Here is a 10583-nt window from a genome sequence, read left to right as displayed (position 1 = left end):
CTCGACCGCTGTCCCTCCGTGGACGGAGTTCTCGTGCGGCGATCGGGGACTCTAAGGACGGCGCCTGCCGCTGACAATGGGGTTCGGAGCAGAGAGACGGTCGAGCGAGTCTACTCGCCTGCGGCGTCACGGAGGGTGAACAGAAGATGAGCATTCGATGAAGACGCAGGCCCACGAGCCATGAGCACGTCACGGACGCCGGCTACCTCGCCGGGTCGGCGTCCGTCGGTGCCGGGAGCCGCAGCGTGGCGGCCAGGCCGTTGCCCGTGGGCGGCGTGGCGAGTTCCAGCGCCCCCTGGTGTGCGGCGGCGATCGAGGCCACCATTGCGAGCCCGAGCCCGGCTCCGCCCGCATCGGATCGGCTGGGGTCCAGCTGGATGAAGCGTTCGGTCGCGAACCCGCGAGCCGCGTAGTCGACCCCCGGACCGTCGTCGGTGACCGTGACCCTGACACTCGTCCGGCTCTGCGCGATCGCCAGTTCGACGTGGCCACCCGGGCGGGCGTGCCGGATCGCGTTGTCCACGAGGTTGGAGAGCGCCCGGCCGAGCGCGCGCCGATCGGCATGGACCGCGGCGTCGCCACGCCGCGTCAGGGTCACGTGCCGGCGCCCGGCGAGAACCGCGAAGCGCGGCAGCAACCCGTCCACGACCTCCGCGACGTCCACCAGCGCGGTCCGGTCCATCCGATCGGCCTCGGCGCGGGCCACCTGCAGCAGGTCGTCCACGAGATCGGTGAGCCGGTCGCACTCCTCGAGCGCGCTGTCCAGGGACTCCCGGAGCCGAGCGTCGCCGCCGACCCGCCCACGGGCCAGCTCCACCTCGGCGCGGAGTATCGCCAACGGGGTCCTCAGCTCGTGACTGGCGTCGGCGGTGAATTGGCGTTCCCGCAGCCGCGCATCCTCGATCCGGCCCAGCATCTCGTTCAGGGTCTGCCCCAGGCGGGCGATCTCGCTCTCCGACCGGCGCAACTCCAGTCGGCGCGAGAGGTCCCGCGCGTTCAGGTCCCGTGCCTGAGCGGCCAGCTCGGTCACGGGCGCCAGACCGCGTCGGGCGACGAGCCACCCGGTCATCCCCGCCAGCAGACCTGCGAGTGCGGCCAGTGGCCCGGCGAGACCGAGGAGCGCGGCCTGGCTCTCCACGAGATTGTCCATCTCGACCGCGAGGACCTGGACCTGACCGTCGCTGCCCGACAGCGGCCGGGCGAGAACGCGCACCGGCTCCTCCCCGTCGTGCGCGTCGACGAAGAGGACACCGTCCTCCAGGACGCCGGCCAGGCGCGCCGGGCTGAGCAGGGGCACGTGCAGGTCGTCGTCCGTGGCGGCGAGCACGATCCGCGAGCGGTCCACGAGCTGGATCTCGATCTCCGAGGACTCGACTCCGCCCAGCTCGCGCTCGTCGATCTCCGTCACCGAGAGCCGCTGCTCCTCGACCTGCGACAGCGCATCCACGAGTGCTCGGTCGAGCTCGGCGCGCAACGTCATCCCGAGACCCCAGTACGCCAGGGCGACGAGCACGCTCAGCACCCCGAGGAACACGAAGGCGAAGGCGGTGCCCAACCGCACGCTCAGGGGCAGGCGCCGGACCGCCGCGCGCACCCGGTCACGCGAGATCACGACGAGTCCGCGACCCGGTAGCCCGCGCCGCGCACCGTGTGGATCAGCTGGATGCCGAACCGACGGTCGATCTTGTCGCGCAGGTTGCGCACGTAGACGTCCACGACGTTCGAGACGCCGTCGTACGAGGAGTCCCAGACGTGGTCGAGCAACTCCGTCCTCGTGACCACGGCACCACGCCGGTCGATCAGCATCTCCAGCAGCGAGAACTCCCGGGGCGACAGGGACACGTCGGTGTCGCCGACCCTGGTCGTACGAGTCGCCGGGTCCAGGGCCAGCGCGCCGCAGCGCAGGACGACCGGGCGGGCCGGACGTCCCCTCCGGATGACTGCGCGCACCCGGCTGAGCAGTTCGCTGAAGGCGAAGGGCTTCACGAGGTAGTCGTCGGCCCCCTCGTCGAGTCCCCGCACCCGGTCGGGCACCGCGTCCCGGGCGGTGAGCATGAGGACCGGGGTCCAGACCTCCCCCTCCCGCAGCCGGCGGAGCACGTCGAAGCCGTCCATGCCGGGCAGCATGACGTCGAGGAGAATGGCGTCGTAGACGGCTTCCGTCGCCTGGTGGAGGGCCGACGGACCGTCCGAGACGGCGTCGACGGCATAGCCGCCCTCCCGCAGCCCTCGACACAGGAGTTGCTGCATCTTCGGCTGGTCCTCGACCACCAGCAGGCGCATGGGCACTCCTCGGGCGCCGAGCCGACACGCGCGACTCAGTCGTCCAGCCTGTTGTCCAGGACGCTCCCGCTCACCATGTCGACGCTGACCTGGTGCCGTCGGCGTCCGGCAGCACGACCCGGACCTCCCACACATCCACGGGTGCCTCGAAGTCGTCGTCCCAGTCGTCGTCGTCCCAGTCGCCGCCGCCGCGGTCCCCCTCCTCGATCGTGGTCTCCGCGATCCATCCTCCGCCGACCACATCCAGAGCGGTGGTCTGTGCCTCCTGCGCGGTGACCTCCGGCTCCGGGAAGGTCGCAGCGGTACCGGTGGATGACGGCGCTCCGCTGCCGGGCGGAGGAGCCGCCACACTCCGGGGTGCCTCGGCGCAACCGGCTGCGAAGAAGGTGACGGCGAGGCCGGCCGCGCCGACCCGGAATGCGTTGTGCACGGTGGCCTCCCGAGAGATGCCGGGCCGCTCCGAGCGGAGCGCCCCTGGATACCGCGCGCACCAACGCGCCGCAAGGCACTCGCTGCCGCCCGGTGCCGCTTCACGGCCGGCCGGATGACGGGTCAGCCTGGCGTGACCTGGAGTAATCGGTCGGAGCCGCCGCCGTTGTCGGTGATGACGTAGAGCGCGCCGTCCCCGCTCTGCTGCACCGTCCGGATCCGGCCGTACGCGTCGTCGAGCTCGGGTACCCGGGACTGCCCGACGACGGCGCCGGCGTCGTCCAGCCGCAGCGCCAGCACGCCCTGGTCCTTGAGCAGGGCCACCAGCAGCTGCCCGTCGTAGTCGCCCCATTCCTCACCGCCGACGAACGTGGCGCCGCTGGTGGCCAAGGTTGGATCGCCGGAGGACCACACGGCCGCGACCGCACCGGGGATGGACGGGTCGGTCATCGGCACGCTCTCGTCGTAGGACCCACCGCCGTCGGGGTCCCAGCCGTAGTTGCCCCCCTCGCGCAGCAGGTTCACCTCGTCGTCGCGGTCGGGGCCGTGCTCGACCGAGAACACCTGCCCCCTTCCCGGCCGCACCGCCAGGCCCTGCACGTTGCGGTGCCCGCTGGTCCAGACGGCGACCTCGCCGGTCGCCGGGTCGGTCCGCAGCACCTTGCCGCCCAGGGAGTCCGGGTCCTGGGGCACCGTGCCGGTGGCCGTGTCGCCGGTGCCGACCAGCAGCGCGCCGTCGGGCGCGAACTCCAACCGGCAGCCGCCGTGCCGCCCGCTGCCCTCGTTGATCGGCAGCCCGCCGACCAGCGGGTCGGCGACCCGGGTCGCCGAGGACCAGTCGGACGCCACGGTCCAGGCGACGACGTCGATGTCGCCGTCCTGGTCGCCCTGGCAGCTGTAGAGCCGGCGGTTCTCCGCGAACTCCGGGTCCAGCGCCAGCCCCATCAGGCCGGTCTCCCCGTCTGCGAACAGGTCGCCGAAGTCGGCCCGCACCTCCTGCACCGTGCCGTCGGGAAGGACAGCGGTGAACCCCGCCCGACCGCTCGTCCACGAGGAGCGTCCCGTCCTGGGCCTGGACGACGTCCCAGGGGTGGTCCAGGCCCTCGACGAGCACTTCGACGTCCAGCGCCGGAGCATCCGCGGACGGATCGGTCGAGGGTGGCTGTGCGGGGCGGAGTCCTGGCTCGCTCGACGTGCCGCTGCACCCGGTGAGCAACAGCGCGGCTCCCACGCACAGGCCCGGCCTCGTCCAGAGGCTCACCGTGAGCCTGCGAACGGTGAGGAGGACGGGGTCCTTCTCCGGGCGGTGGGGGGCATGGGGTCCTTCTGCTCAGCTGGTGCGGGTCACGACGTAGTCGCACAGCGCCGACAGTGCGTCGCGGACGTCGCCGGGCGGGACCACGTCCAGCCGGCCCCGCGCCCGGTCGGCGTACTCGCGCAGCACGCCGGTAGCGCGTTCCAGCGACCGCGAGGACCGCAGCAGGGTCAGCGCCTCGGCGTGCTCGGCGTCGCCGGTCACCGGGGCCGCGACGAGCTCGCGCAGCCGCGCCTCGGCGGGGTCGTCGCCGGCCAGCGCGAACAGCACCGGCAACGTGGCGATCCCCTCGCGGAGATCGGTCCCGGGCGACTTCCCCGATCCGCCGCCGGTGCTCACGATGTCGATGAGGTCGTCGGAGATCTGGAAGGCGACGCCGACCTCCTCGGCGAACTCGGTCAGGGCAGCCACCAGCCCGGGCTCGACGCCGGCGAAGGAGGCCCCGAACCGGGCCGACGTCGCGACCAGCGAACCGGTCTTGTCGGCCAGCACGTCGAGGTAGTGGGCGATCGGGTCGTCGCCCGGCTGCGCGCCGACGGTCTCGCGGATCTGGCCGGTGACCAGCCGCTCGAAGGTGCGCGCCTGGATGCGCACGGCCTCGGGACCCAGATCGGCGAGGATGTCCGACGCGCGGGCGAAGAGCAGGTCACCGGTGAGGATCGCGACGCTGTTGCTCCACCGGCTGTTGGCGCTCGGCGCTCCGCGCCGGACGGCGGCCTCGTCCATGACGTCGTCGTGGTAGAGCGTCGCCAGGTGGGTCAGCTCGCAGACCACGGCTCCCTGGGTCACCTGCGGGGCGGTCGGGTTCCCGAGCTGGGCGGCGAGCAGCGCCAGCATCGGCCGGAAGCGCTTGCCCCCCGCGGCCATCAGGTGACCGGCCGCCTCCCGCACGAACGGGTGCTCGCTCCCGACCGAGACGGCGAGCTCGGCCTCCACCCGGGCCAGCCCGTCGGCCAGCGCCTCCCCGAGGGCACCCTCGGGGAGCCAGAGGCCGATGGTCGACGCCGGGGTGGAGATCCGGTGCCATGCCTCTGACGCGGCCTCGGGGGGAGTGCCGTCGACTGCGGCACGGGCTCCGGTCATCAACCGACGAAGATAGCCGCCTGCTCGGCGAGGTCGAGCACCGCCCCGGGAAGGATGCCCAGCGCCAGGGTCGCCGTAGCGGTCACGGCCAGCACCAGGGTCGTCGGCAGACCGGGCACACCGACCGTCGGGCCGCCGGCGACCGGCTCGGAGAAGTACATGAGCACGATCACCCGCAGGTAGAAGAACGCCGCCACTGCGCTGGCCAGCAGGGCGACGAGGACCAGCGGCCAGGCGCCCTCCTCGATCGCCGCCCGGAAGACGGCGAACTTGCCGGTGAAGCCGGCCGTGAGCGGGATGCCCGCCAACGCCAGCATGAAGAGGGTCATCACCGCCGCGGTGAGCGGCGACCGCGCGGCCAGGCCCGCCCACTGCGACAGGTGGCTCGCCTCGCCGTCCCCGTCGCGCACCAGGGTGAGCACGGCGAAGGCGCCCAGCGTGGTCAGCCCGTAGGTGAGCAGGTAGAACATCGTGGCCGACAGGCCCGAGCCCTCGCCGCCCGCCCCGAGGCCGATCACTCCGGTGAGCAGGAACCCGGCGTGCGCCACCGAGGAGTAGGCGAGCATGCGCTTGAGGTCGGTCTGGGTCAGCCCCAGGACCGCACCCACGACCATCGAGGCGATGGCCGCCGCGTAGATCAGCGGTCGCCAGGTCCACTCGGCGGCGCCGAAGGCGACGTAGAGCAGCCGGAGGATCGCACCGAATGCGGCGACCTTGGTGCAGGCGGCCATGAAGGCGGTGACCGGGGTGGGTGCCCCCTGGTAGACGTCGGGCGTCCAGGAGTGGAAGGGCGCCACGCTGGCCTTGAACAGGAGTCCGACGATCAGCAGGCCCAGCCCGAGGACCAGCAGGACGCCGCCCCCGTCGGCCGTCACGGCCTCGCGGACGACGCTCAGCCGGACGCTCCCGGTGGCCCCGTAGACCAGCGCGAGCCCGTAGAGGAAGAACGCCGAGGCGAAGGCGCCCAGCAGGAAGTACTTGACCGCCGCCTCCTGCGACAGCAGCCGGCGCCGCCGGGCCATCCCGCTGAGCAGGTACAGCGGGAGGCTCAGCACCTCCAGCGCCACGAACATGACCAGCAGGTCGTTGGCGGCGACGAACAGCATCATGCCGCCGATGGCGAACAACGCCAGCGGGTAGACCTCGGTCTGCACCCGGGGAACCGTCGTCAGCTCGCGGTCGCGCGGGCTGCCCGCCGGGACGGCGGCGCTGACCACGAACGCCGACCGCGCCGGGTCCAGCGACCGCTCGGCGAACAGCAGGACCGACAGGGCGCCGAACCCGGCGATCATGGCCTGCAGGAACAGCGCCGGGCCGTCGACGGCGAGCGCTCCCACCGCGGTCACTTCGTCCGGGGTGCCGGCGAGGAACAACGTGGCGACGAACGCGCCGACGGTGCCGGCCAGGGCCAGCCCCACCTGCGCCGGGTGCCGCGCGTCGCGCGGCGCGAACGCCTCCACCAGGACGCCGACGGAGGCCGCGACGAAGACGAACAGCATGGGCGCGAGAGCCGCCCAGGAGAGGTCGGGCGTCTCGATCATCGGTCGGTTCCTCCGGAGACGCCCATGTCGCCGAGGGTGGCGACGACGGCGGGTTCGATCAGCTCGAGCAGCGGCTGCGGGTAGACGCCCAGCCCGATGATCAACGCGATCAGCGGGGCGACGACGGCCAGCTCGCGACGGCTGAGATCGGCGAACCGCGAGCCATCGCGCACCGGGGCGGGGGCGGTGACCGTTGCCGTCGCGGCGGACGCGCCGCCGCGGGCGGGATCGGCCTCGGGGGTGGGATCGCCGCCGTGCACGTCGGCGAGCGGCATCCCCCGCGGCGGCCCGTGCATGGTGCGCTGGTACATCAGCAGCACGTAGAGAGCGGCCAGGATGATGCCGAGGGTCGCCAGGATCGTGAAGACCGGCCGCTCGGGGAACGAGCCGATCAGCACGAGGAACTCGCTGACGAAGCTGTTGGTGCCCGGCAGCGCCAGGGAGGCGAGCCCGGCGATCAGGAAGGCCCCGGCCAGCTTGGGCGCGGTGGCCGCGACACCGCCGTAGTCGCCGATCTGCCGGGAACCACCGCGGGCGATCAGCATGCCGACGACGAGGAACAGCAGACCGGTCGCGATGCCGTGGTTGACCATGTAGAGCACCGCGCCGGTGGCGGCCTCGGTGGTGAAGGCGAAGATCCCCAGCGCGATGAAGCCGAAGTGCGAGATCGACGTGTAGGAAACCAGCCGCTTCATGTCGCTCTGGCCCATGGCCAGCAGGGCGGCGTAGAGGATGCCCGCCACGGCCAGCACCAGCACGAACGGCGCGAAGAAGCGGGAGGCGTCGGGGAACAGCGGCAGGCAGTACCGCAGGAAGCCGAAGGTGCCCACCTTGTCGAGCACGCCGACCAGCAGCACCGAGCCGCCGATCGGCGCCTCGGCACCGGAGTCGGGCAGCCAGGTGTGGAACGGCACCAGGGGCGCCTTGATGGCGAAGGCGATGAAGAAGCCGAGGAACAGCAGCTTCTGGACGTCGGGGTCGATGTCCAGCTGGCGCAGCGCGTCGAAGGCGAACGTGCCCTCGCCGAGCTGGCTGGTGCTCACCACGTAAAGCCCGATGACCGCGGCCAGCATGATCAGCCCGCCGACCAGGCTGTAGACGAAGAACTTCACCGCCGCGTACTGCCGGCGCGGGCCACCGAAGCTGCCGATCAGGAAGTACATCGGGACGAGCATCGCCTCGAAGAACACGTAGAACAGCAGGATGTCGGTGGCGGCGAAGACCCCGACCATCATCGCCTCGAGCAGCAGCAGCCAGGCGAAGAAGACCCGCGGCGGGCGGGGGCTCGCATCGGCCTCGTGCCAGGACGCGGTCACCACCAGCGGGACCAGCACCCCGATCAGCAGCAGCATCACCAGGGCGATGCCGTCGGCGCCCAGGGCGAACTCGGCGCCGAAGTCGGGGATCCAGGACACCGACGTCGTCAGCTGGAACCGGTCGCCGTCAGGGTCGAAGGCGACCGTCGCGAGGACCGCCAGCAGCAGCACCAGCAGGCTGACCCCGAGGGTCACCTGCTTGGCGAGCAGGTCCCGCGCGCGGGGCAGCGCCGCGACGACGGCCGCGCCCACCGCCGGCACGGCGATCATGAGCACGAGCCAGGGGATATCGGTCACCGTCGGGGCGCCTTTCGATCCGTGGAGGCGGTGCTCGCCATGGGCCCGCTCATCCGCCCGTCACCGCCAGCAGTGCGCCCGCGACCACGACCGCGCCGCCGAGCATCCCGAGCGCGTAGGTGCGCACGAAGCCGTTCTGTGCCCGGCCGAGCCGGGCCGAGGAGCCGCCGAGCCCGGCGGCCAGACCGTTCACCGCGCCGTCGACACCACGGTTGTCCACCCAGACCAGGGCACGGGTGAGCCACTGGCCGGGGCGCATGAACAGCGACTCGTTGACCGCGTCGGCGTAGAGGGCGTGCCGGGCGGCCCGCGTGACCGGCGAGACCCGCACCGGGGCGGTGACCGGCACCTCGCGGCGACCGACGAACAGCCACGCCGCCAGCACGCCGAACGCCATCACGACGGTCACGACCAGGCCGATGACCGCCGGGGCCACCACGTGCGCGGCCTCCTCGGGCTCGCCGAACACCGGCTCGAGCCAGCCCGAGAGCGGGAAGACCGCCACCAGCAGGGCGCCGGCGAACACCGAGCCTAACGCCAGCACGATCATCGGCGCGGTCATGACCGACGGCGCCTCGTGCGGGTGGACGCCGTCCTCCCACCGGGCGCGGCCGAAGAACGTCATGAGCATCAGCCGCGTCATGTAGAAGGCGGTCAACCCGGCACCGATGACGGCGATGCCGCCGAGCACCCAGCCCCAGACGTCGTCCCGGTCCAGCGCCACCTCGATGATCGCGTCCTTGGTGAAGTAGCCGGACAGGAACGGGAAACCGATCAGCGCCAGGTAGCCCAGCCCGAAGGTTCCGAAGGTGACCGGCAGCTTCTTCCAGAGCGCGCCGAACCGGCGCATGTCCACCGAGTCGTTCATCGCGTGCATCACCGACCCGGCGCCGAGGAAGAGGCCGGCCTTGAAGAACCCGTGCGCCAGCAGGTGCGCCAGGCCCGCGACGTAGCCGGCCGGACCGAGGCCCACGGCGAGGAACATGTAGCCGATCTGGCTGACCGTGGAGTAGGCCAGGACCTTCTTGATGTCGTCGTAGGCGCAGCCGGCTATCGCCCCGATGAGGAGGGTGAGGGCGCCGATCGCGAGGACGACGGTGCGGGCGGTCTCGGTCAGGTCGTAGATGGGCGCCGACCGCGCGATCAGGTAGACGCCGGCGGTGACCATGGTGGCGGCGTGGATCAGGGCCGAGACCGGGGTCGGGCCCTCCATGGCGTCGGGCAGCCACGCCTGCAGGGGGAACTGACCGGACTTGCCGCACGCGCCCAGCAGGAGGAGCAGGCCGATCGCGGTGATCGTGCCGCCCGCCAGGGTGCCGATCGATCCGAAGACGCCGGCGTAGGAGGTCGTCCCGAGCTGGGCGAACATGATGAAGATGGCCAGGGCCAGGCCGACGTCGCCGACGCGGTTCATGATGAACGCCTTCTTCGCCGCCGTGGCCGCGGCCGGGCGGGTGTACCAGAAGGCGATCAGCAGGTAGGACGCGAGACCCACGCCCTCCCAGCCCACGTAGAGCGCCACGAAGCTGTTGCCGAGGACCAGCAGCAGCATCGCCGCGACGAAGAGATTCAGGTAGGCGAAGAACCGGCGGCGCGCGGGGTCGTGCGCCATGTAGCCGATCGAGTACACGTGGATCAGCGAGCCGACGCCGGTGATCAGCAGGGCGAACAGCGCCGACAGCGGGTCGAACAGCAGCCCGGCGGTGACGTCGAGATCGCCGGTGGCGATGAACGTGAACAGCTCGACGTCGGCCGAGCGCTCGGCCAGGCCGGCCAGCTGCACGGTGCACGCCACGGCGAGGACGAAGGCCGCCACCACCGTCGCCGTCCCCAGCAGGTGACCCCAGCGGTCGGTGCGCCGGCCACCCAGCAGCAGCACCGCGGCGCCGGCGAGCGGCAGCGCGATCAGCAGCCAGGAGGCGGCAAGGAGCCCTTCAGCAGGCACTGCAACCCCGTCCCGGTCAGTACTTCAGCAGGTTGGCGTCGTCGACCGAGGCGGACCGGCGGGTCCGGTAGATCGACATGATGATGGCGAGCCCCACGACCACCTCGGCCGCGGCGACGACCATCACGAACAGCGCGATGATCTGGCCGTCGACGGTCCCGGTGGAGCGGGCGAAGGTGATCAGCGTCAGGTTCACCGCGTTGAGCATCAGCTCGATGCACATGAAGACCACGATCGCGTTGCGCCGCACCAGCACGCCGACGGCGCCGATCGTGAACAGCATCGCCGCGAGCACCAGGTAGTAGGACAGCGTCACGACTCCTCCTGCCCGGCGCTCGCCGGCTTCGTGCCGCGGGGTGCTCTGCTCATCGGTG

9 protein-coding genes are annotated in these 10583 nt (G+C 71.9%); all 9 read right to left on the bottom strand.

What is annotated here, in order from left to right; genetic code table 11:
• Positions 1–202: 202 nt before the first annotated feature.
• Positions 203–1612: a sensor histidine kinase gene (locus QOZ86_RS04410; RefSeq protein WP_284490733.1), complete on the bottom strand. Its 1410-nt coding sequence runs from the start codon at positions 1610–1612 to the stop codon at positions 203–205.
• Positions 1609–2283, bottom strand: coding sequence for a response regulator transcription factor (locus tag QOZ86_RS04405; RefSeq protein ID WP_284490732.1), 675 nt, complete (start codon positions 2281–2283; stop codon positions 1609–1611). The genes QOZ86_RS04410 and QOZ86_RS04405 overlap by 4 nt, the downstream gene beginning before the upstream one ends.
• Before the next feature lie 70 nt (positions 2284–2353).
• Complete coding sequence (locus tag QOZ86_RS04400; protein WP_284490731.1) at positions 2354–2713, bottom strand: G protein-coupled receptor family protein; 360 nt, start codon at positions 2711–2713, stop codon at positions 2354–2356.
• A gap of 122 nt (positions 2714–2835) precedes the next feature.
• A complete protein-coding gene (locus QOZ86_RS04395) occupies positions 2836–3705 on the bottom strand; it encodes a PQQ-dependent sugar dehydrogenase (protein WP_284490730.1) in 870 nt (289 codons plus the stop codon).
• Between the two features lie 337 nt (positions 3706–4042).
• Positions 4043–5110, bottom strand: coding sequence for a polyprenyl synthetase family protein (locus tag QOZ86_RS04390; RefSeq protein ID WP_284490729.1), 1068 nt, complete (start codon positions 5108–5110; stop codon positions 4043–4045).
• Positions 5110–6651 carry an NADH-quinone oxidoreductase subunit NuoN gene (gene nuoN, locus QOZ86_RS04385; RefSeq protein ID WP_284490728.1) on the bottom strand — a complete coding sequence of 514 codons (1542 nt, stop codon included), beginning with the start codon at positions 6649–6651 and terminating at the stop codon, positions 5110–5112. The genes QOZ86_RS04390 and nuoN overlap by 1 nt, the downstream gene beginning before the upstream one ends.
• On the bottom strand, positions 6648–8264 hold the full coding sequence (locus QOZ86_RS04380) for an NADH-quinone oxidoreductase subunit M (RefSeq protein ID WP_284490727.1): 1617 nt from the start codon (positions 8262–8264) through the stop codon (positions 6648–6650). The genes nuoN and QOZ86_RS04380 overlap by 4 nt, the downstream gene beginning before the upstream one ends.
• 49 nt (positions 8265–8313) lie before the next feature.
• Positions 8314–10209 (bottom strand): NADH-quinone oxidoreductase subunit L, encoded by a 1896-nt coding sequence (nuoL, locus tag QOZ86_RS04375; protein ID WP_284490726.1) that lies wholly within the window; start codon positions 10207–10209, stop codon positions 8314–8316.
• 16 nt (positions 10210–10225) lie between these two features.
• Positions 10226–10525, bottom strand: a complete 300-nt coding sequence (nuoK, locus tag QOZ86_RS04370) for an NADH-quinone oxidoreductase subunit NuoK (protein WP_284490725.1) — start codon at positions 10523–10525, stop codon at positions 10226–10228.
• Positions 10526–10583: the final 58 nt, after the last annotated feature.

Origin of the sequence: Blastococcus capsensis, from assembly GCF_030165005.1 — a bacterium.
GTDB lineage: Bacteria > Actinomycetota > Actinomycetes > Mycobacteriales > Geodermatophilaceae > Blastococcus > Blastococcus capsensis.
This window is presented reverse-complemented; position numbering and strand designations above follow the sequence as displayed.

What these genes read in the sequence shown, in the direction of transcription:
- nuoN (WP_284490728.1), bottom strand. Translation starts at nt 6,651, where the DNA reads ATGATCGAGACGCCCGACCTCTCCTGGGCGGCTCTCGCGCCCATGCTG.
- QOZ86_RS04405 (WP_284490732.1), bottom strand. Translation starts at nt 2,283, where the DNA reads ATGCGCCTGCTGGTGGTCGAGGACCAGCCGAAGATGCAGCAACTCCTG.
- QOZ86_RS04390 (WP_284490729.1), bottom strand. Translation starts at nt 5,110, where the DNA reads ATGACCGGAGCCCGTGCCGCAGTCGACGGCACTCCCCCCGAGGCCGCG.